Consider the following 19,771-nt stretch of genomic DNA (forward strand, 5'->3'; position numbering starts at 1 on the left):
AATGACAGGCATCATCTAAAAACATGGCTCAGGCAAAACCGTCATCAGAAGGCCGCCCGCGCGGCCGGCCGCCGGTGCGCAGCGACGAGGAGACGAAGCAAATCGTCATCGAGGCCGCACGGCACGCCTTCGCGGTCGAGGGCTACGCTGCGACCAGCACCGAGGAATTGGCGCGCGGCGCCGGCATCTCCACCAAGACTCTCTATCGGTTGTTTCCCGGCAAGGCGGCGTTGTTCGAGGCGATGTGCGCGGACCGGCTCGACCGGCTGCTCTCCGACGTCAATCTGCAGGCCAGCAACCAGGCCGACATCGAAACCAATCTCGCTGCCGTCCTGGTCGCCTGCGCCGATCTCGCGCTCGATCCGGAGGTGGTGGCGCTGCAGCGCATGGTGCTGCAGCAATCCGCCACCTTCCCCGACCTCGCCGCGAATTTCTACCGGGACGGCATCTCCCGCACGGCGGCGGCGCTCGCCGGCTGGCTCCGCAACCAGGTGAAGAAGAAGCGCATCGTGCTCGACGACGTCGACGAAGCCGCCGGCATGATGATCGGCATGATGGTGTCGGCGCCGCAGCGCGCGGCGATCTATGCGAGCCGGACGTTGCCCTCGCGCAAGGAGATCGAGAAGCGGGCGCGGATTTGCGCCGCGATCCTCCTCGACGGCTGCCGCGGGCCGCCGGCCTAGCGGCGGCAGGCTTTGACAAGCCGCCGGGGTCGGGCTATATATTTCGCATGCGAAATAACGAGGCCGCGGCAAGGCACCATCGACTGATCTATCTGCTCAACGTGGCGCAGCGGCGTCTGCAACGCTGGATGGCGGCGCAGCCCTCGAGCGAGGTGACGCCGGCGCAGGCCGGGCTGCTGTTCATTCTCGGCAGGCAGGACGGCGTCCTGATGGGCGAGGCGGGCGCCGCGCTCGACCTGGGGCCGGCCGGCATTTCCGGACTTGTCGATCGCAGCGCCGCGGCGCGGCTGGTCGAGCGCCGGGCCGATCGCGAGGACGGCCGCGCCTGGCGGGTGTGGCTGACGCCGAAGGGACGTGGCGTGCTGGCGCAGGCGAAGACCGACGCGGCCGCGATCAACGCGGCACTGACGGAAGGATTCACGGCCGCGGAGATCGACGTCGTCGCGCGCTGGCTGACGAGCGTTCAGGACAAGTTTCCAAGAGCAAGAGATTCAGAGGACTAAGGAGAGACCCATGACCGATCACGTCCGCATCGAGAACAACGGCGGCATTCTCACCCTCACGCTGGCGCGTCCCGACAAGAAGAACGCGCTGACTGATGCGATGTACGGCAAGCTCGCCGACACCATCGAATCCGCCGAGTTCGACCTGTCCGCCCGCGTGATCCTGATCCGCGGCGAGGGCGACATGTTCACCGCCGGCAACGATGTCGGCGAGTTCGCGGCCGTCGCATCCGGCAAGTCGGAAGGCAGCCGCAACGTCGTCCGCTTCATCCAGTCGCTGGCGCGCTGCACCCGGCCGCTGGTCGCGGCGGTGCAGGGCCGCGCCGTCGGCGTCGGCACCACGATGCTGCTGCATTGCGACCTCGTCGTGCTCGCCGACAACGCGCAATTGTCGACGCCCTTCGTCAGCCTCGCTCTGGTGCCGGAGGCCGCCTCGAGCCTGCTGATGCCCGCGCGCATCGGCTATGCGCGCGCCTACGAGATGTTCGCGCTCGGCGAGACCGTGCCGGCCAAGGCCGCGCTGGAATGGGGCCTGGCCAACCGCGTCGTGCCGCTCGACAAGCTCGATGCCGAGGCGCTTGCGCTGGCGCAGCGGCTCGCCCGCCAACCGGCCGGCGCGCTCACCGCCACCAAGAAGCTGATGCGCAACGGCGAGGCGCTGGTCGCGCAGATGCAGGCCGAGGGCGAGCAGTTCGCTGAGCGGCTGCGCACCGCCGAGGCGCGCGAGGCGTTCACGGCGTTCGCCGAGCGCCGCCCGCCTGACTTCACCAAGGTCGCATGACGGATTGCGGGCGGGTCCGAATGCGTGCAACCGGAACCGCCCCAATTCAATTCAAACCTTAACGAAACATTGGCATGTCGCGGTGCAAGGTGGTCCTTACGTGAAATGTAGGCCCTTGACCCCATGTCCATTTTTAAGAAATCGGTAAGCACGCTTCTCCTGGTGCTGATGGCCCTGCTGGCGGTGGGCGCACTGACCAGCACGGCGATCCAGATGGTCGGGGCCTTCGGCCGTTACAATGACAGCCTCGAGACGGCCCGGCTTGCCGCCGCCGACAAGGCGATCTTCCATGGCGTGCTCGCGCTTCGCAACAATCGTGGCGATGCCCAGAGCGCGATCCTCGGCGAGGACGATCCCAAGGCAAAGCTCGCTGAGGCCGAGAAGGCCGAGCAGGCCGGCTATGACGGAATCATGACCGCGCTCGCGACCGTCGATTTCGCACGCCGCGACGAGCTCGCCGGCACGCTGAAGCAGCGCTGGAGCGACGCCGCGCCGCAGTTCCAGCTGTTCTACGACGAAGCCAAGCGTCCGCGTGCCGAGCGCAAGATCGAGCGGACCAATTCCTGGTACGATGCCGTCACCAAGGTCATCGACACCGCGAACCTCGCCTCCACCGCGGTCTCGAACCGCGCCTGGATGAACGATCCCTACATCGCCCGCATGATCCAGGTCCGCCGCTTCGCCTGGCAGGTGCGCGACCGCTACGGCATCCATTGCTCGTCGCTGCGCTCGAACGTCAACGGCAGCAAGCCGCTCGACGACGCGCAGAAGCGGCAGGTCGCACAATGGGACGGCACCATCACCTCCGGCTGGGCCGGCATGGCCGAATTGCTGGCCGCGCCCGACGTGACGGCGGAACTGGTGACGGCAGCGTCGGACGCCAAGGCCAAGACCGACGGCGTCCTCAAGCAGATCGGCGATCTCACCAAGAATTTCGACGGCAGCGGCAAGCCTGCGATGTCCGCTTCGGAGTGGAACACGCTCTGTCAGTCGCCGTTCCCGCTCATCGTCGGCGTGGCGACCAAGGCGCTCGATCAGTCGATTGCGCGCGCCGAGGCCGTCCAGGCGACGGCGCTCACCAAGCTCATCGTGCAGTCGCTCGCGTTCCTGCTCGCGCTGGCGGTGACGCTGGCCGGCGTCTACGTCGTGCGCAATCGCCTGATGCGCCCGGTTCGCGCCATCCTCGATGCCATCGCGCGGATCAGCGCACGCGACTATGCGACGCCGGTTCCGCAGTCCCGCTATCCCGACGAGTTCGGTACCATGGCGGCGGCGCTCGAGAGCCTGCGCGAAAGTGCGGCGACCGCCGAGCGTCTCGGCCGGGAGCGCGAATCGCAGCAGGCGCTGCAGCTGGCCCGCTCCGGTACGGTGGACGAGGCCTGCCGCAGTTTCGACGACACGGTGCAGGCGGTGATTCAAAGCGTCGCGGCGTCGGCGCGGGAGCTCGATGCCACCGCGACCGATGTGCGCACGCTGGTGTCGGAATCGAGCAGCCAGACCGCTGCGGTTTCCAGCGCGGCCGAGCAGGCCACCAACAATCTCGAGACCATCGCCGCCGCGACCGAAGAGCTGTCCGCTTCGGTCGGCGAAATCTCCGCGCAGGTCCAGTCCAGTGCGCAGGAGGCGCGTGAAGCCGTTTCGCAAGCCGAGCGGACCAATGCGACGGTCGAGATCCTCGATCAGACCGCAAGCCGGATCAGCGAGGTCGTGAAGATGATTCACGCCATCGCCGGCCAGACCAACCTGCTGGCGCTGAATGCCACGATCGAAGCGGCACGCGCGGGCGAAGCCGGCCGCGGCTTCGCCGTGGTCGCCGGCGAGGTCAAGAGCCTCGCGGCGCAGACCGCGACCGCGACGGAAGAGATTTCCCGCCAGGTCGAGGAGATCCAGGGCGCGACCGGGCAGGCGGTCTCCGCGATCCGTTCCATCGGCGGCGCCATCAGCGGCATCGACGAGAAGATGACGGCGATTGCCGCCGCCGTCGAGCAGCAGCGCGCGGCCACCACCGAGATCTCGCGCAACTTCCAGCAGGCCGCGCAGGGCACCCGCGAAGTCACCGATACCATCGGCAGCGTCGCCAAGCTCAATCACGAGACCGGCAATGCCGGAACGGTGCTATCGGACTCCGTGAAGAAGATGTCGGCGGACGCCGATCGTCTCCGCGTGGCGGTCGAGGGCTTTTTGGGAGCCGTGAAGACCGCGTAGTCGCCCCGGGTATCTTGCTCGGCCTGCATGGTTCGAGACGCCCGCCTTGGCGGGCTCCTCACCATGAGGGTCTGATATCCTGCCACGAAACGAGACCTCATCCTGAGGGCCCGCCATAGGCGGGCGTCTCGAAGGATGGCCCCAAGCGAGCTCTCCGCCGCGCCTCACATGTGATAGCTCCGCGTTCTCCACCCGACGTCGCGCGGGCATTGCCGCCACCGCGCGCGGCGGCTACATCTGTGCCGCCGCGTCACGCGGCAGCAGACGTTTAAGCCACATCAGGGATGGAGAGTTCGATGCCGGTCACCCCCCACAAGGCCCAGCGCCCCTATCGCGGCGTGTTCCCGGTCGCGCCCACCATCTTCGACGAGCGCGGCGAGCTCGACCTCGAAGGCCAGCGCCGCTGCATCGATTTCATGATCGACGCCGGCTCGCACGGCCTCTGCATTCTCGCCAATTTCTCCGAGCAGTTCGTGCTCACCGACGCCGAGCGCGAGACGGTGATGCATGCGGTGCTGGAGCATGTCGCGGGCCGGGTTCCCGTGATCGTCACCACCACGCATTTCAGCTCGGCCGTCTGCGCCGCGCGCAGCAAGCAGGCCGAGGCCGCCGGCGCGGCCATGGTGATGGTGATGCCGCCCTATCACGGCGCGACCTTCCGCGTGCCCGAGAAGGGCATCGTCGAATTCTTCAAGGTGCTCTCCGGCGCGATCAATATTCCGATCATGATCCAGGATGCGCCGGTGGCGGGCACGCCGCTGTCGGTCGAGCTGCTGGCGCGGCTGGCGCGCGAGCTCGCCAACATCCGTTATTTCAAGATCGAGGTGCCGGGCGCGGCCTCGAAGCTGCGCAGCCTGATCGAGGCGGGCGGCAAGGACATCGAGGGTCCGTGGGACGGCGAGGAAGCCATCACGCTGCTCGCCGATCTCGATGCGGGCGCCACCGGCGCCATGACCGGCGGCGGCTATCCCGACGGCATCCGCCAGATCATCGATCCCTATTTCGCCGGCGACCGGGAGAAGGCGAAGGCCGCCTATGAGCGCTGGCTGCCGCTGATCAACTACGAAAACCGCCAATGCGGCCTGATCGCCTGCAAGGCGATGATGCAGGCCGGCGGCGTGATCAAGTCGGAAGCCGTGCGCCATCCCTTGCAGCCGCTGCACCCGGCGACGCGCGCCGGGCTATTGGAGCTCGCCAAGGAGCGCGATGCGCTGGCGCTGCGCTGGGGGAAGTAGCGTCCACCCTACGAGAGCTGTTGTTGGATTTTCCGGTGTCGTCCCGGCGAAAGCCGGGACCCATAACCCCAGGGAGTGGTTATGGAGTGAACTGGTAACTCCGAGTCTTCGCCAAAGAACATCCTGTGGCTCTGGGTCCCGGCCTTCGCCGGGACGACACTGAATGTGACGCGCGCGCGTTCCACCTATCCCGCCGGTCCGCATTTCGGCCGACGGCGTCGAATTGGCGCGATTCCGCCAGTTTCCCGCAGGCCCGCGATGACCTATTGTACGTCCGCCAACCGGCCCTGCGGAGCATCTCAAGACATCGCGTAACACCTCTTCATTATGCCGTTATCCCGAGCCAGGTTGGAGCGAACCGACAGAACAGGGAGGCAGTGCCATGACGATGAGGCCGGATCCGACCTTTCACGCATCGCCCAAGCTTGCGATGGAAGCGCCTGCGGAGAACTTTGCCTACACGTTGCTGCTCAGTCCGGATTTCTCAAAGCCGGATGCTCTCGCGGTCATCGACGTCAAGCCGGGATCGCCGACCTATAGCCAGATCGTCCACACCGTGACGATGCCCAACAAGGGCGACGAGTCTCATCATTTCGGCTGGAATGCCTGCTCCTCCGCGCTGTCGCCGCTCGCCGGACACGCCTTCGTCGAGCGGCGCTATCTCATCATCCCCGGGCTGCGTTCGTCGCGGATCTACATCATCGATACCAAGCCGGATCCGACGAAAGCGAAGATCCACAAGATCATCGAACCGGAGGAGGTCTTCAAGAAGACCGGCTATTCGCGGCCGCACACCATCCATTGCGGGCCCGACGGCATCTATGTGAGCACGCTGGGCGGTGGCGGCAAAGACGGCACCAACGGACCGCCAGGCGTCTTCATCATGGATTGCGAGACCTTCGAGGTCCTCGGACGATGGGAGATCGACCGCGGCCCGCAGACACGGCACTATGATTTCTGGTGGAACCTGCCGCGCGATTACATGGTGACCAGCGAATGGGCGCTGCCGCCGCAGTTCGAGAACGGGATCGTCCCGGAAGATCTGCTTGCGAACAAATATGGTCATCATCTCCACTTCTGGGACCTTCGCGCCCGTCGCAACGTCCAGACCATCGATCTCGGCGCCAATCATCAGATGGCGCTGGAGGTGCGGCCGGCGCACGATCCCGTTCGCGAGTACGGCTTCGTCGGCGTCGTGGTCGACACCACCAACCTCGAAGCATCGATCTGGACCTGGTGGCGCGAGGGTGGAAAATTCCATGCCGAAAAGACCGCCACGATCCCTCCCGAACCCGCACCAAAGGAGAAGCTGCCGCCGCTGCTGCAGGGATTCGGCGCCGTGCCGCCGCTGGTGACGGACATCGACCTGTCGATGGACGACCGGTTTCTCTATGTCTCGTGCTGGGGCACGGGCGAGATGCGCCAGTACGACGTCAGTGATCCCCGCAAGCCGAAGCTGGCGGGCTCGGTCCACATCGGCGGCATCGCGCGCCGCACGCCCCATCCGAACGGCAAGGCCTTTGCGGCAGGCCCGCAGATGGTCGAGATCAGCCGCGACGGCAGACGCGTGTATTGGACCAATTCGCTCTACTCCACCTGGGACGACCAGTTCTATCCCGAGGGGGTTCCGGGCGTGGAGGTCATGGCCAATGTCGGTCGCAACGGCGGCCTCGAGCTCGACAAAAACTACTTCGTGAGCTTCCCCGACGGATATCGTGCGCATCAGATCAGGCTCGAGGGCGGTGATTGTTCGACCGACTCGTTTTGCTACCCGTCGGTCTAGATGGGACGCATGCGAGCCCGGCGCTTGGCTTGCTGTGGCTCGCGCTTGTTGCGAGCGGTCTCTATCACGGGATCAATCCGGGAATGGGATGGCCGCTCGCCGTTTCCGCCGGGCTCCTGGACAAGAGCCCGCGCGCGCTCTTCCGCGCATTGTGGGCCCTGGCGGCCGGACATCTCCTGGCAACACTTCTCGTGCTGCTGCCGTTCGCGTTCCTGCTCGTGCTGGCCGAGTGGCAGCGTCCGATCCAGATCGGTGCGAGCCTTCTCGTCATCGGCTTCGGCGTCTATCGGCTGATCGACCGCCGCCATCCACGCGCGCTGGCCCGAATTCCGCCGACGCAATTGGCGCTCTGGTCGTTTGCCGTCGCAATTGCTCACGGTGCCGCCCTGATGCTCGTGCCGATCTATCTCGGGCTCTGCCAGGCTTTCGAGCTCGATGCCGGCCATGAGGCGGCAGGCGCTCTGATGCAGGCAAATCTCGGAATGGCGGTGCTGGTGTCGCTGGTTCACGTCACTGCCATGGTCGGCGCCGGCGGATGTCTGGCGTGGCTGGTCTACCGCCATCTCGGATTGAAGTTCGTCTCGCGAAGCTGGTTCAATCTCGATGCCGTCTGGGCGACCAGCCTCGTTGTGGTCGGCGCGGTGGCGCTCGCCTTCAATCTCGTGAGCTGGCGCTGAGGAGAGCCCACTCGCCGATGATGCGAAAGCGCGCCTTGGCGTCGTCCTGCTTGAACAGCGTGATGCGGTCGACTGTGAGCGTATCGAGCTTCAGCGCCGCAAACCGCGCCCGCAGCATCTCCAGGATCGGGCCGCGCCGCTCCGCATCCAGCCGCCCCGTCAGCGTCATGTGGAAGCGGAATTCCTCCATCACGTAAGGGTAGCCCCAGCGGTCGAGATAGTCGCGCTGCCGCTCGCTCAGCTTCTCCGGCTTGCGCCGCGCGCGATCGTCCGCCGTCAGCGGCGCACGGAAAGCGTCGAAATCGCGGACGCAATCGGCGGCGAGCTGTTGCAGCGCATCGACCGGCTCCGCCGGAATGACGGCGATGAAGCCGCTGATGGAATCGACGATGGGGCGGATCACCGGAATGGGCCGCGCCTTGGCCGCGAATGCCGTGCAGGCTCCGATCAGGTCGGCTTCGGTCGTCCCGGGCGAGGCCGCCATCGGCGCCTTCAACGTGCCGTGAAAGCCGTATTTGCGGGGATCGCTGGTGACGTCGCGCCAGTCCGGCGCGACATGCAGCGCGTCCTTCGGAAACGAAAGCTCGTCGCCGGTATAGGCATCATAGCCGAGCAGCTCGGCGCCGAAGCGGGAGAGGCGGCTGTCGCTGCCTGCGGCAAAATAGATCGCGTAACGGGGAAAACCTGTCATCGTCTCAGCATAACCAATTTATGCGGCGACGACAGCCTCGCGCGGCGCCGTCACCGCCGCGAGCAACCGCGAGGCATCGGTGAGATGCACGAGCTTGCCGCCCGAGATCACGGCAATCAGGCGCGGGCGCAGGGGCATGGTATCGTCGACCAGCAGGATGTCGGCGCGGCGGCCTTGCGCAAGGATGCCGCGATCGGTCAGGCCGGTCGCGCGGGCGGGCCCGGCGGAGACCAGATCCCAGGCCGCGGTCAGCGGCACCACGCCGTCGGCGGCGAGGCGGAAGGCGGCGAGCAGCTGCGCGGGATAGTAATAGTCCGACGCCAGCACCGAGCAGAGCCCCTTGGCGATCATGTCGGACGCCTTGGTCCAGCCGGTGTGGCTGCCGCCGCGCACGACGTTCGGCGCGCCATAGACGATGGCATCGCCGTGGTTCGCGGCAGCGCGCGCGGTTTCCTCGTTGATCGGAAACTCCGCGATGCCGGCACCGAGCTCGCGGAATTCCTGCCGCATCGCCGGCGTCGCATCGTCATGCGACAGCATCCGCACCTCGGCGGCGCGGGCAGCCGCGGCCAGCCTCGACACCGAAGCCGGCACGTCAGCGGCGCGCGAGATGACCCGATCGACCAGGCCGTCGAAATCCTCGGACGACAGCCCCGTGCGCTCCACCATGCGGTTGCGCTTGCGCGGCTTGGCCATGTCGGCGACGGTGCCGTCCATGTGGTCGTTGAAGGCGAACAGGTCGACACGGCCCTCGCCGAGCCATTGCGCGATCTCGTCCTCGGCGTCGAGATTGTAGGTCTCGTGCCGCAGGTGGAAGCGGGTATCGGCGGCGAATTGCGGGCGCTGCCGCTCGATCGCCTCCATCAGGCCGCGCGCATTGCCGGCGCTGCGCAGGCCCGGCTCCCACGAGCAGGTCGTGGCGTGGAACACCGTGGTGATGCCGTTGCTGATCGCCTGGCGATCGCTGTCGGCGAGCGCGACGTCGATCGGGAAGTCGACGCCGGCGCGCGGCATCATCTGTCGCTCGAAGGCATCGCCGTGCAGATCGACGATGCCGGGCAGGACCAGCAGGTTGCGCGCATCGATCGCCAGCCGCGCCCGGCCGCGCGAGCCGCCGATGTCCACGATGTCAGTTCCGGACACGCTCAGGGAGGCTTCGACGATCTCGGTGCCGATCAGGGCCCGGCCGCCTTCAAGGAAAATGTCTGTCACGCGATGGCGCTTTTCTTGCTGGTGCGAGGGGAAGCCGTCCGTGCTTCATATGTGGCGAGGAAATCTTCAATCCCGAGCTTGCGAAAATGGGGCAGGGCTTCACGCAATTTGTCGTGATCCCAGTCCCACCAGGCGAGCCGCGCAAGCCGTCCGGCGATGTCTTCCGAGAACCTCCGCCGCACGATCCGCGCCGGATTGCCGGCGACGATGGTATAGGCGGGCACGTCCTTGGTGACGATGGCGCCGGCCGCGATGACGGCGCCGGTGCCGATGTTGCGGCCCGGCAGCACGACCGCGCCGTGACCGATCCAGACGTCATGGCCGATATGGACGTGGTGCTGGCGCCGCCAGTCGAAGAACTCGGTGTCGTCGCCCTCGCCCGGGAAGTAGGCGCTGGAGCGATAGGTGAAGTGGGCCTGCGTCGCGCGGTGCATCGGGTGATTGCCCGGGTTGATGCGCGTCATCGCCGCGATCGAGCAGAACTTCCCGATCGTGGTGTAGGTGATCTGGGCGTCGTTCACGACATAGGAGTAATCGCCCATCGTGACCTCGTGCAGGATGGTGCGCGCGCCGACCTCGGTGTAGGCGCCGAGCCGGGTCTCATGAAGCTTCGCGGAAGCGTCGATGGTCGGTTGGACTGAAAGCACCTTGCCGGCCATATTTGCGTCCGTAGTTTCGAGGGGCGGGCCATCCTCTTCGAGTGGCTCGATGACAATGTCATGACATGGCGATGACAGGGGATGAGGTGTGTAGGATCGCCGCACCGCAACGCGTGTGTCACACAAGTGTCAAGCGTCGGCGTTAGCGGTTGGCTCCAGCTACTCTGGAGCCTTGCATGCTGGTGGTTGAAGGTCTGACGTGCCGCTTTGGCGCAAAAGCGGCGGTGGACGACGCTTCGTTTCAAGTGTCCCCCGGCGGGTTCGTCGGTGTGATCGGACGATCCGGCGCTGGCAAGTCGACCATGCTGCGCATGATCAATCGCCTCGCGACGCCGACGCAGGGTCGTATCCTGTTCGACGGCCTCGACGTCACCGCGCTGCGCGGCAAGGAATTGCGCCAGTGGCGCGCGCGCTCGGCGATGATCTTTCAGCAGTTCAACCTGGTCGGCCGCCTCGATGTGCTGACCAACGTGCTGATGGGACGCCTGGCGACCATGCCGGCCTGGCGCTCGCTGACGCAGACCTGGCCCGAACAGGACAAGGCGCTGGCGATGTCGGCGCTCGAGCAGTTCGACATCGCCTCGCTCGCCGCCCAGCGCGCCGACCAGCTCTCCGGCGGCCAGCAGCAGCGCGTCGCGATCGCCCGTGCCTTGGTGCAGCAGCCCGACATCATCCTCGCCGACGAGCCGATCGCCTCGCTCGATCCGCGCAACACCAAGATCGTGATGGATGCGCTGCTGCGCATCAACAAGCATTTCGGCATCACCGTGCTCTGCAACCTGCATTCGCTCGATCTCGCCCGCAGCTATTGCGACCGCCTGATCGGCATGGCCGCCGGCCGCGTGGTGTTTGATGGCGCGCCGTCCGCGTTGACCGACCATGTCGCGCGCGAGCTCTACGACCTCGAAGCCGCCGACGTCATGGGTGGCCTGCCTGTCCCGGCGCCCGAGGGCGTGCCGGCGCTCGGAACCGCCGCGGCCGCCTGAGCCGCGTCGCACCAGTTCAGTTGCCAGATTTGCGTCAACCGACCCCAACCGATGAAGAGGGTATCATGATCACTCGCAGACTCGTTCTTGCCGGCGCCGCCGCGCTCGCCTTCACCACCGCCGCCTCGGCGGACGACTGGAAAGCAAAGTATCCCGAGCTGACCTTCGCGGTCGTCCCGGCCGAGAACGCCTCCGGCGTCACCGAGCGCTGGGCGCCGTTCATGAGCTATCTCTCCAAGGAATTGGGTGTGAAGGTCACGCTGCGCATTGCCAACGACTACGCCGCTGTCATCGAAGGCCAGCGCGCCGGCAACATCCATATCGCCAGCTACGGCTCGGCCTCGTTCGCCCGCGCCCGCCTGACCGGCGTCAAGACCGACGCCTTCGCCAACGACATCAACGCCGACGGCTCGACCGGCTACTACTCGGTGTTCTTCGTCAAGGCGAACAGCGCCTACAAGAAGATCGACGACCTCAAGGGCAAGAACCTCGGCCTGGTCGATCCGAACTCGACCTCCGGCAACAACGTGCCGCGCTTCGAGCTCGACAAGATGGGCATCCCGGATGCCGACACCTATTTCAGCAAGGTCGTCTTCACCGGCAGCCACGAGAACGCGATGCTGGCGCTCGCGCAGGGCACGGTCGATGTCGCCGCCAACCAGTGGACCACCGATGACGATTCGACGCTGGCGCAGATGCTGACCAAGGGCATGCTGAAGAATGCCGACGGCTCGGCGATGAAGAAGGACGACTTCCGTATCATCCACAAGTCGGCGCCGATCATCAACGGCCCCTACGCCTACAACTCCGACCTGCCGGATGACGCCAAGGCCGCCATCGCGAAGGCCTTTTTCGACGCGCCGGCGAAGGACAAAGTGGCGTTCGATCGCCTCCAGGACGGTCAGAAGAAGGGCTTTAATCACGCCACCACCAAGGACTGGGATGGCACGATCGAGCTGATCAAGTTCGTCGACGCACTGCGTAAGAAGAAGGCGTCCTGAGTTTTCGGGACGAGCTACTCGAGCCGGGTCGACGGACCCGGCTCTTTCTCTTTTGAACGACCACTCACGCTGACCCCATGACCGTCGCGGTTTCGATCCTCCCCGAGCAGCAGCTGGCCGCGCTCAACGCCGCCTATCGCGAGGCGGTGGCGCGCAGGCGGCTTCGTCTGCTGTTGGGCGCCGTCATCTTCGCCGCTGCGCTGCTTCTCGCCGCGATCGGCGCCGAGGTGAACTTGCGCACGCTGTTCGCCCATTTCGGCAACTTCGTCAGCTATTTCGACCGCATCCTCACGCTCGAGAACGGCCAGCGCGTCTGGACCGATTTCGGCGAGTGGCTCTGGGGCTGGCGCAAATGGCTGAAGATGCTGGGCGAGACGCTGCTGATCTCCTATGTCGGCACGCTGATCGGCGCGATCTTCGCCTTCGCTCTCAACTTCTTCGCGGCCGAGAATACTTCGCCCGCGCCCTGGCTGCGCTTCGTCGTGCGCCGTCTGCTCGAATTCGCCCGTACAGTTCCCGGCATCGTCTTCGCGCTGGTGTTCGTCATCGCCTTCGGGCTCGGGCCGATGGCCGGCGTGCTCGCGATCGCGATCCACTCCACCGGCGCGCTTGGCAAGCTGTTTTCCGAGATCGTCGAGAACGCCGACATGAAGCCGGTCGAAGGCATCCGTTCGACGGGGGCGAGCTGGCTGTCCTGCATGCGTTTCGCCATCGTGCCGCAGGTCACGGCCGGCTATGCCAGCTACGCGCTGCTCCGCTTCGAGATCAACGTCCGCGAAGCCTCCGTGATGGGCTTTGTCGGCGCCGGCGGCATCGGCCAGGAACTCGTCGTCGCCATCCGCAAGTTCTACTATTCGGACGTCAGCGCCATCCTGCTCACCATCGTCGTCACGGTCTTCATCATCGACATCACGACCGGCTGGCTGCGCGGCCGCCTGTTCGGCAAGGAGGCGCGGACGTGACGACGCCGCAGCAGGTCGATCCGCGCGAGATGCGCGCGCGCTACCCCGACATTTTCGATCGGCCGGCCTCGGCACGGCTCGCGATGCCGGCGATGATCGTCGCGGCGCTCGCTATCCTGATCTACGGCCTCGTCGATCTCGATTTCTCACCGTCGCGGTTCTTCGCAGGCCTCAGCCAGCTCGGCTGGATCAGCCTGATGATGATCCCGCCGGATCCCGGCTCCTCGCTGCCGATCTATCTGAAGGCGCTCGGCGAAACGCTCTCGATCGCGCTGCTCGGCACCACGCTCGCCGCGGTGTTCGCGCTTCCTGTCAGCCTGCTGGCTGCGCGCAACATCATCCCCTCGCAGATACTGCGCTTTCCCGTGCGGCGCTTCCTCGATTCGATCCGTGGCGTCGACACGCTGATCTGGGCGCTGGTGTGGATCAACGTCGTCGGCCTCGGGCCGTTCGCCGGCGTGCTTGCCATCGCCGTGTCGGATTTCGGCGCCTTCGGCAAGCTGTTCTCGGAGGCGATCGAGGGGGCCGACCAGAAGCAGGTCGAAGGCATCCGCGCCTCCGGCGGCAGCGCGCTGCACGAGATCCGCTTCGGCCTGCTGCCGCAGGTGCTGCCCGTCATCGCCGGCCAAGTGCTCTATTTCATCGAGTCCAACACACGCTCGGCCACCATCATCGGCATCGTCGGCGCCGGCGGCATCGGCCTCCAGCTAGCCGAGCAGATCCGTGTGCTGGAATGGCAGAAGGTGTCGTTCCTGATCCTGATGATCCTGGTCGCCGTCGCCGCGATCGATTTCATCTCGAGCAAGCTGCGGTTTGCGATCATCGGCAGGCGAGCTATCGCCTGAGCGGACAGTGCCGTAGGGTGGCAAAGCGCAGCGTGCCCACCACCTCTAGCAATTGAGAAAGATCGTGGGCACGGCGCAAGCGCGGCTTTGCCCACCCTACGGCACGGGTTTCGTGGAGAGAGCCTACGGCTCCACCAGAAACTCCACGCGCTCCGCCGCAAACCGCGAATGCTTGGTCACCAGCGGCTTGCCCTCGAGATCGTGGTCGGTGGCATCGACCACCAGGATCGGCCGTCCCAGCGGAAGATCGAGCCGCGCGGCATCGGTCGCATCGACGATGCCCGCGGTGATGCGGGTTGCGCCGCGGCGATAGTCGCGCACGCCGTAATGCTCGAGCAGCTTCGTCATCGAGCGCGTCGCGGCAAACACCTCGCCTGCGCCCGGAAACAATTCGGATGACACCCACGTCGTGGAGACGCAGATCGGCGTGCGGTCGGCCAGCCGAATCGCCTCGATCCGCACCAGCGGCGCGCCGGTCTTCAATCCAAGCTCGCGTGCGAGCTCGCGGGTCGCGACGTCCTCGGTCGCCTCGATCAGCCGGCCATGCGGCTCGCGGCCGTCTGCGCCGACGATCTCGGAGAAGCGCGTGCGCGAGCGCAAGGGATAGGCGAGCTTCTGCGCCTCGACATAGGTTCCGCTGCCGCGCTCGGCGCGCACCAGGCCGCGCTCGGCAAGGGCTGCGAGCGCGCGCCGCACGGTGTGGCGGTTCACGCGATAGGTTTCGGCGATCTCCATCTCGCCCGGCAGCTTGTCGCCGGCCGCAAAGCGGCCGTCGGCAATGCCGCGCTCGATGCCGTCGGCGACGAGGCGCCATAGCGCGACGCCCGAGGAGGCTGTGTCCTGCATGCTCATGTCGTCGGCCAAGCTAGCTCAGAAATCACACCTTTGTCACGAAACAGTCATGGCGCTCCCTTATGAAGTTGTCTATTATCATAGACAACTTCGGTTCGGCAAGTTTCGTCAAAGACGCGGTGGATCCGGTGACCCCTCACAATACCCAGCAAGCCCAGCGTAAGGCCGCCATGGCCGTGCTGGCGCACGCGGAGGCGGGCGAGATCGCCGCTCGCCTCCGCAACCTTGCGCTTCCAGCCCATCAGGACCTGCGCACGCCGGAGAACGGCCTCGTCATGCTGCGCGGCCGGGTCGGCGGCGACGGCGCGCCGTTCAATCTCGGCGAGGCCACGGTGTCGCGCGCGGCGGTGCGGCTCGCGAGCGGTGAGGTCGGCTTCGGCTACACGCTCGGGCGCGACAGTGAGAAGGCGCGGCTGATCGCGCTGTGCGATGCGCTGGTGCAGTCGCGTGATTTCGGCCCCGCCGTCGAGCGCGACGTCATCGCGCCATTGCGCGAGCAGCTTACGGTCAGGCAGAAGCAGGCGGCGGCAGAGACCGCCGCGACGAAGGTTGATTTCTACACCATGGTGCGCGGTGAAGGGTGAGATCATGACCACCATTGCGGAATTGCCGCCGGGATTCGCCGACAAGGTGCTGTCGGCGCAATCGACCTTTCGTTCGGTCATGGACGCGATGGCGCGGCCGGGCTCGGTGCAGCGCATCGTGCCGATGGCGGGTGCGCCCGGCATGATGATGCGCGGCACCGCCGCGATCGCGCTGACGCTGTTCGACCACGACACGCCGCTCTGGCTCGATGCGCGGATGTCGGAAAGCTCCGACGTGACGAAGTGGCTGAAGTTCCACACCGGCGCGCCGGTCGTGCAGGATTCCTCGATCGCCGCGTTCGCGCTCGTCAGCGACGGCGGTGCGCTGCCCCCGCTCGAGCGCTTTGCGCTCGGCTCCAGCGAATATCCGGACCGTTCGACCACGGTGATCATCCAGGTCGACAGCCTGACCGCGGGGCGCAGCTTCGAGCTGCGCGGCCCCGGCATCGACGGGGTCGCCACGCTGCAGGCGTCGATCAAGCCGTTCGACCTGTTCGAGCGCCTGCGCATGAACGAAGCACTGTTTCCGCGCGGCATCGACGTGGTGCTGGTCGCCGATGACGCCGTGGTCGCGATCCCCCGCACCACTCGCGTCGTGAGCAAGGGAAGCTAACGCATGTATGTCGCAGTCAAAGGCGGCGAACGCGCCATCGAGAATGCCCATCGCCAGCTCGCACACAAGCGGCGCGGCGACCAGAGCGTCGCGGAAGTCTCGCTCGACCAGATCTCGGAGCAACTTGGCCTCGCCGTGGACCGTGTCATGAGCGAAGGGTCGCTTTATGACCGCGAGCTCGCGGCGCTCGCCATCAAGCAGGCGCGCGGCGATCTGATCGAGGCGATCTTCCTGGTCCGCGCCTTCCGCGCCACGCTGCCGCGCTTCGGCATCAGCGAGCCGGTCGACACCGGTGCGATGCGCGTGGAGCGCCGCGTGTCGGCGACCTTCAAGGACATCCCCGGCGGACAGATCCTGGGTCCGACCTTCGACTACACGCACCGCCTGCTCGATCCCTCACTCGCCGAGGGATTCGTGCCGGAGGCGCCGGCAACGGCCGAAGCCTCCACCGCGCCGACCCCGCGCGTCACCGACATTCTGGGCCGCGACGGATTGATCGAATCATCGCCGCAGGCCGAGGACGGTGCCGTCGTCGGCGATCTCACCCGCGAACCCCTCAACTTCCCGGCCGACCGCGACCTGCGCCTGCAGAATCTCGCGCGCGGCGACGAGGGATTTCTGCTGGCGATGGGCTATTCCACCCAGCGCGGCTATGGCCGCAACCATCCCTTCGTCGGCGAGATCCGCTTCGGCGAGGTCGAGGTCGAATTTCTCGCCGAGGACGTCGGCTTCGCCGTGCCGCTCGGCGCGATCGAGCTCACCGAGTGCCAGATGGTCAACCAGTTCAAGGGCTCTGCGACCGAAGCGCCGTGCTTCACCCGCGGCTATGGCCTCGCCTTCGGCCAGAGCGAGCGCAAGACGATGTCGATGGCGCTGGTCGATCGCGCGCTCCGCGCCCGCGAGCTCGGCGAAGAGGCGCTCGCGCCGGCGCAGGACGAGGAATTCGTGATGTCGCATTCGGACAACGTCCAGGCGACCGGCTTCGTCGAGCACCTCAAGCTGCCGCACTATGTCGACTTCCAGTCCGAGCTCGGCCTGCTCCGCAAGCTGCGCAAGGAGTTTGCCGAGGCCAACGCGCCCGATGCCATGAAGGAGGCCGCGGAATGAACGCGCCCGCCTACAACTTCGCTTATCTCGACGAGCAGACCAAGCGGATGATCCGCCGCGCGATCCTCAAGGCGATCGCGATCCCCGGCTACCAGGTGCCGTTCGCCAGCCGCGAGATGCCGATGCCCTATGGCTGGGGCACCGGCGGCGTGCAGGTCACGGCCGCGATCCTCGGTCCTCAGGACGTGCTGAAGGTGATCGACCAGGGCTCCGACGACACCACCAATGCGATCTCGATCCGCAAGTTCTTCGCCAAGACCGCCGGCGTCGCCACCACGACGGCGACGGACGAGGCAACGGTGATCCAGACCCGCCACCGCATCCCGGAGACGGCGCTGCACGCGAACCAGGTGCTGGTCTATCAGGTGCCGATCCCCGAGCCGCTGCGTTTCCTCGAGCCGCGCGAGACCGAGACGCGGCGCATGCATGCGCTCGCCGAATACGGCCTGATGCATGTCAAGCTGTACGAGGACATCGCGCGCTTCGGCCACATCGCGACCGCCTATGCCTATCCGGTGAAGGTGAACGCCCGCTACGTGATGGACCCGTCGCCGACGCCGAAATTCGACAACCCCAAGATGGACAATTGCCCGGCGCTGCAGCTGTTCGGCGCCGGCCGCGAGAAGCGCATCTACGCGATCCCGCCCTATACGCAAGTTGTGTCGCTCGATTTCGAGGATCACCCGTTCGAGCCCTATCGCTTCAACGCGCCCTGTGCGCTGTGCGGTGCCGAGAATTCCTATCTCGACGAGATCGTCACCGACGACAAGGGCGGCCGCATGTTCGTCTGCTCCGACACCGATTATTGCGAGGGCCGTCAGGCCGCCGGCCATCACGGCAGCCTCAGCGCCGCGCCGTACAAGGAGAAGGCGCAGGAGAAATCAAATGGTTGATCAAGCCGCGCTCGAAAACGACGAGCCGCTGCTGGTCGCGGAGGCGCTCAGCAAGTCGTTCGGCCGCATCGCCGCCTGCCGCGACGTGTCGTTCGCGCTCTATCCGGGCGAGGTGCTGGCGATCGTCGGCGAATCCGGCTCGGGCAAGTCGACGCTGCTGCAGATGCTGTCGGGCCAGCTCACCCCGAGCGCCGGCCACGTCTCCTATCGCATGCGCGACGGCATCACCCGCGATCTGACGACGCTGGGCGAAGCCGAGCGCCGTTTCCTGTTCCGCACCGACTGGGGCTTCGTCCACCAGGATCCCGCGCAGGGCTTGCGTATGGCGGTGTCGGCCGGTGCCAATGTCGGCGAGCGCCTGATGGCGGTGGGCTGGAATCACTATGGTCGCATCCGCGACACCGCGTCCGACTGGCTGACCCGCGTCGAGATCGACACAGCGCGCATCGACGATGCGCCGCGCACCTATTCCGGCGGCATGCGCCAGCGCCTCCAGATCGCCCGCAACCTCGTCACCGAGCCGCGGCTGGTGTTCATGGACGAGCCGACCGGCGGTCTCGATGTCTCCGTGCAGGCGCGCCTGCTCGACCTCTTGCGCAGCCTCGTCGCCGAGCTGAACCTCGCCGTCGTCATCGTCACCCACGATCTTGCGGTGGCGCGCCTGCTGTCGCACCGCGTGATGGTGATGAAGGGCGGCCGCGTCATTGAGACCGGTCTCACCGACCAGGTGCTCGACGATCCCCGCGAGCCTTATACCCAGCTTCTCGTCTCCTCGATTCTACCGCCATGAGTTCTCCGATGACCGCCATGATCGAAGTCACCGACGCGAAGAAGACCTTCACGATGCACCTGCAGGGCGGCATCGAGCTGCCCGTCGTCAGCGGCGTGACGTTCAACGTCAATCCGGGCGAATGCGTCGTGCTGTCGGGGCCGTCGGGCGCCGGCAAGTCGTCGATCCTGAAGATGATCTTCGGCAACTATCGCTGCGATAGCGGCCGCATCGGCATCCGCCATCGCGGCGCGGTGATCGATCTCGCGACCGCCGAGCCGCGGCAGGTGCTCAACGTCCGCCGCTCTACCATCGGCTATGTCAGCCAGTTCCTGCGGGCCGTGCCGCGGGTCGCCACCGTCGACGTCGTCGCCGAGCCGCTGATCGTGAACGGTGTGAGCCGGGCCGATGCCCAGGCGCGCGCCGGCGAGCTGCTGCATCGCCTCAACATCCCCGAGCGGCTCTGGCAGCTTCCGCCCGCGACCTTCTCCGGCGGCGAGCAGCAGCGCGTCAACATCGCGCGCGGCTTCATCTCGGACCTGCCGATCCTGCTGCTGGACGAGCCCACCGCCTCGCTCGATGCCGCCAACCGCGCCGTGGTGGTCGAGCTGGTCGCCGAGAAGAAACGCCAGGGCGTCGCCATGGTCGCCATTGTCCATGACGACGAAATCCGTCATTTGATTACCAATCGTATCGTCGACGTCACCAGCTTTGCCGCCGCCGCCTGAAG

Annotated in this window: 21 protein-coding genes; 17 read left to right on the forward strand and 4 right to left on the reverse strand. The window is 66.4% G+C overall.

What is annotated here, in order from left to right:
* Window positions 1-23 precede the first annotated feature (23 nt).
* From A7X65_RS33390 to A7X65_RS33420, 7 genes are all read left to right on the forward strand, one after another.
* Window positions 24-683, forward strand: a complete 660-nt coding sequence (locus tag A7X65_RS33390) for a TetR/AcrR family transcriptional regulator (protein WP_063693355.1) — start codon at window positions 24-26, stop codon at window positions 681-683.
* Window positions 684-730: 47 nt separating this feature from the next.
* Window positions 731-1,186 (forward strand): MarR family winged helix-turn-helix transcriptional regulator, encoded by a 456-nt coding sequence (locus A7X65_RS33395; protein ID WP_063693358.1) that lies wholly within the window; start codon window positions 731-733, stop codon window positions 1,184-1,186.
* A 10-nt stretch (window positions 1,187-1,196) separates the two neighbouring features.
* A complete protein-coding gene (locus tag A7X65_RS33400; RefSeq protein ID WP_063693361.1) occupies window positions 1,197-1,967 on the forward strand; it encodes an enoyl-CoA hydratase in 771 nt (256 codons plus the stop codon).
* A 123-nt stretch (window positions 1,968-2,090) separates the two neighbouring features.
* On the forward strand, window positions 2,091-4,172 hold the full coding sequence (locus A7X65_RS33405; RefSeq protein ID WP_063693364.1) for a methyl-accepting chemotaxis protein: 2,082 nt from the start codon (window positions 2,091-2,093) through the stop codon (window positions 4,170-4,172).
* 296 nt (window positions 4,173-4,468) lie between these two features.
* Window positions 4,469-5,407: a dihydrodipicolinate synthase family protein gene (locus A7X65_RS33410; protein ID WP_063693863.1), complete on the forward strand. Its 939-nt coding sequence runs from the start codon at window positions 4,469-4,471 to the stop codon at window positions 5,405-5,407.
* A 382-nt stretch (window positions 5,408-5,789) separates the two neighbouring features.
* A complete protein-coding gene (locus A7X65_RS33415; protein WP_063693366.1) occupies window positions 5,790-7,190 on the forward strand; it encodes a selenium-binding protein SBP56-related protein in 1,401 nt (466 codons plus the stop codon).
* Window positions 7,191-7,273: 83 nt separating this feature from the next.
* Complete coding sequence (locus A7X65_RS33420) at window positions 7,274-7,867, forward strand: hypothetical protein (protein ID WP_156528345.1); 594 nt, start codon at window positions 7,274-7,276, stop codon at window positions 7,865-7,867.
* Here A7X65_RS33420 and A7X65_RS33425 read toward each other — a convergent pair.
* The 3 genes from A7X65_RS33425 to A7X65_RS33435 are packed head-to-tail and all read right to left on the reverse strand — an operon-like array spanning window position 7,845 to window position 10,429.
* The gene (locus tag A7X65_RS33425; RefSeq protein ID WP_063693372.1) at window positions 7,845-8,558 is read right to left on the reverse strand and encodes a DUF1045 domain-containing protein; all 714 of its coding nucleotides are present in this window, start codon (window positions 8,556-8,558) and stop codon (window positions 7,845-7,847) included. The two genes, A7X65_RS33420 and A7X65_RS33425, sit on opposite strands and share 23 nt — an antisense overlap.
* Before the next feature lie 18 nt (window positions 8,559-8,576).
* Entirely contained in the window at window positions 8,577-9,770 is a 1,194-nt protein-coding gene (locus A7X65_RS33430; RefSeq protein WP_063693375.1) for an alpha-D-ribose 1-methylphosphonate 5-triphosphate diphosphatase, read from the reverse strand.
* Window positions 9,767-10,429 carry an LbetaH domain-containing protein gene (locus A7X65_RS33435; protein WP_063693378.1) on the reverse strand — a complete coding sequence of 221 codons (663 nt, stop codon included), beginning with the start codon at window positions 10,427-10,429 and terminating at the stop codon, window positions 9,767-9,769. The genes A7X65_RS33430 and A7X65_RS33435 overlap by 4 nt, the downstream gene beginning before the upstream one ends.
* Window positions 10,430-10,605: 176 nt before the next feature.
* Here A7X65_RS33435 and phnC point away from each other — a divergent pair, with 176 nt between their 5' ends.
* The 4 genes from phnC (at window position 10,606) to phnE (A7X65_RS33455) (ending at window position 14,223) form a co-directional block, all read left to right on the forward strand.
* Entirely contained in the window at window positions 10,606-11,415 is an 810-nt protein-coding gene (gene phnC, locus A7X65_RS33440; RefSeq protein ID WP_063693381.1) for a phosphonate ABC transporter ATP-binding protein, read from the forward strand.
* A 65-nt stretch (window positions 11,416-11,480) separates the two neighbouring features.
* Window positions 11,481-12,416: a phosphonate ABC transporter substrate-binding protein gene (phnD, locus tag A7X65_RS33445; protein ID WP_063693383.1), complete on the forward strand. Its 936-nt coding sequence runs from the start codon at window positions 11,481-11,483 to the stop codon at window positions 12,414-12,416.
* 77 nt (window positions 12,417-12,493) lie between these two features.
* A complete protein-coding gene (gene phnE / locus A7X65_RS33450) occupies window positions 12,494-13,378 on the forward strand; it encodes a phosphonate ABC transporter, permease protein PhnE (protein WP_063693386.1) in 885 nt (294 codons plus the stop codon).
* A gap of 29 nt (window positions 13,379-13,407) precedes the next feature.
* Window positions 13,408-14,223 carry a phosphonate ABC transporter, permease protein PhnE gene (gene phnE / locus A7X65_RS33455; RefSeq protein WP_430643785.1) on the forward strand — a complete coding sequence of 272 codons (816 nt, stop codon included), beginning with the start codon at window positions 13,408-13,410 and terminating at the stop codon, window positions 14,221-14,223.
* 123 nt (window positions 14,224-14,346) lie between these two features.
* Here phnE (A7X65_RS33455) and phnF read toward each other — a convergent pair whose 3' ends face one another.
* Window positions 14,347-15,075, reverse strand: a complete 729-nt coding sequence (phnF, locus tag A7X65_RS33460; RefSeq protein ID WP_063693864.1) for a phosphonate metabolism transcriptional regulator PhnF — start codon at window positions 15,073-15,075, stop codon at window positions 14,347-14,349.
* A 119-nt stretch (window positions 15,076-15,194) separates the two neighbouring features.
* Here phnF and phnG point away from each other — a divergent pair, with 119 nt between their 5' ends.
* Genes phnG through phnL form a run of 6 tightly spaced genes read left to right on the forward strand, consistent with a single transcriptional unit; the run spans window position 15,195 to window position 19,769 of the window.
* Window positions 15,195-15,659 carry a phosphonate C-P lyase system protein PhnG gene (gene phnG / locus A7X65_RS33465; protein ID WP_082885147.1) on the forward strand — a complete coding sequence of 155 codons (465 nt, stop codon included), beginning with the start codon at window positions 15,195-15,197 and terminating at the stop codon, window positions 15,657-15,659.
* Between the two features lie 4 nt (window positions 15,660-15,663).
* On the forward strand, window positions 15,664-16,272 hold the full coding sequence (phnH, locus tag A7X65_RS33470) for a phosphonate C-P lyase system protein PhnH (protein WP_063693865.1): 609 nt from the start codon (window positions 15,664-15,666) through the stop codon (window positions 16,270-16,272).
* 3 nt (window positions 16,273-16,275) lie between these two features.
* Window positions 16,276-17,379 (forward strand): carbon-phosphorus lyase complex subunit, encoded by a 1,104-nt coding sequence (locus A7X65_RS33475; protein ID WP_063693395.1) that lies wholly within the window; start codon window positions 16,276-16,278, stop codon window positions 17,377-17,379.
* Window positions 17,376-18,272, forward strand: coding sequence for an alpha-D-ribose 1-methylphosphonate 5-phosphate C-P-lyase PhnJ (locus A7X65_RS33480; protein ID WP_063693398.1), 897 nt, complete (start codon window positions 17,376-17,378; stop codon window positions 18,270-18,272). Before A7X65_RS33475 ends, A7X65_RS33480 begins: the two co-directional genes overlap by 4 nt.
* Window positions 18,265-19,062 carry a phosphonate C-P lyase system protein PhnK gene (phnK, locus tag A7X65_RS33485; protein ID WP_063693401.1) on the forward strand — a complete coding sequence of 266 codons (798 nt, stop codon included), beginning with the start codon at window positions 18,265-18,267 and terminating at the stop codon, window positions 19,060-19,062. Before A7X65_RS33480 ends, phnK begins: the two co-directional genes overlap by 8 nt.
* 8 nt (window positions 19,063-19,070) lie before the next feature.
* On the forward strand, window positions 19,071-19,769 hold the full coding sequence (gene phnL / locus A7X65_RS33490; protein ID WP_063693404.1) for a phosphonate C-P lyase system protein PhnL: 699 nt from the start codon (window positions 19,071-19,073) through the stop codon (window positions 19,767-19,769).
* The last annotated feature ends 2 nt before the right edge of the window (window positions 19,770-19,771 follow it).

Origin of the sequence: Bradyrhizobium stylosanthis (assembly GCF_001641335.1) — a bacterium.
Classification (GTDB): Bacteria; Pseudomonadota; Alphaproteobacteria; order Rhizobiales; family Xanthobacteraceae; genus Bradyrhizobium; species Bradyrhizobium stylosanthis.

Bases quoted from the DNA above. Each gene is read 5' to 3' on its own strand.
- A7X65_RS33390 (WP_063693355.1), top strand. From the start codon at position 24: ATGGCTCAGGCAAAACCGTCATCAGAAGGCCGCCCGCGCGGCCGGCCG.
- phnK (WP_063693401.1), top strand. From the start codon at position 18,265: ATGGTTGATCAAGCCGCGCTCGAAAACGACGAGCCGCTGCTGGTCGCG.
- phnD (WP_063693383.1), top strand. From the start codon at position 11,481: ATGATCACTCGCAGACTCGTTCTTGCCGGCGCCGCCGCGCTCGCCTTC.
- phnE (WP_063693386.1), top strand. From the start codon at position 12,494: ATGACCGTCGCGGTTTCGATCCTCCCCGAGCAGCAGCTGGCCGCGCTC.
- A7X65_RS33410 (WP_063693863.1), top strand. From the start codon at position 4,469: ATGCCGGTCACCCCCCACAAGGCCCAGCGCCCCTATCGCGGCGTGTTC.
- A7X65_RS33415 (WP_063693366.1), top strand. From the start codon at position 5,790: ATGACGATGAGGCCGGATCCGACCTTTCACGCATCGCCCAAGCTTGCG.
- A7X65_RS33420 (WP_156528345.1), top strand. From the start codon at position 7,274: ATGGGATGGCCGCTCGCCGTTTCCGCCGGGCTCCTGGACAAGAGCCCG.
- A7X65_RS33395 (WP_063693358.1), top strand. From the start codon at position 731: ATGCGAAATAACGAGGCCGCGGCAAGGCACCATCGACTGATCTATCTG.
- phnF (WP_063693864.1), bottom strand. From the start codon at position 15,075: ATGAGCATGCAGGACACAGCCTCCTCGGGCGTCGCGCTATGGCGCCTC.
- phnH (WP_063693865.1), top strand. From the start codon at position 15,664: ATGACCACCATTGCGGAATTGCCGCCGGGATTCGCCGACAAGGTGCTG.
- phnE (WP_430643785.1), top strand. From the start codon at position 13,408: ATGCGCGCGCGCTACCCCGACATTTTCGATCGGCCGGCCTCGGCACGG.
- A7X65_RS33425 (WP_063693372.1), bottom strand. From the start codon at position 8,558: ATGACAGGTTTTCCCCGTTACGCGATCTATTTTGCCGCAGGCAGCGAC.
- A7X65_RS33480 (WP_063693398.1), top strand. From the start codon at position 17,376: ATGAACGCGCCCGCCTACAACTTCGCTTATCTCGACGAGCAGACCAAG.
- phnL (WP_063693404.1), top strand. From the start codon at position 19,071: ATGACCGCCATGATCGAAGTCACCGACGCGAAGAAGACCTTCACGATG.
- A7X65_RS33405 (WP_063693364.1), top strand. From the start codon at position 2,091: ATGTCCATTTTTAAGAAATCGGTAAGCACGCTTCTCCTGGTGCTGATG.
- A7X65_RS33400 (WP_063693361.1), top strand. From the start codon at position 1,197: ATGACCGATCACGTCCGCATCGAGAACAACGGCGGCATTCTCACCCTC.
- phnC (WP_063693381.1), top strand. From the start codon at position 10,606: ATGCTGGTGGTTGAAGGTCTGACGTGCCGCTTTGGCGCAAAAGCGGCG.
- A7X65_RS33475 (WP_063693395.1), top strand. From the start codon at position 16,276: ATGTATGTCGCAGTCAAAGGCGGCGAACGCGCCATCGAGAATGCCCAT.
- A7X65_RS33435 (WP_063693378.1), bottom strand. From the start codon at position 10,429: ATGGCCGGCAAGGTGCTTTCAGTCCAACCGACCATCGACGCTTCCGCG.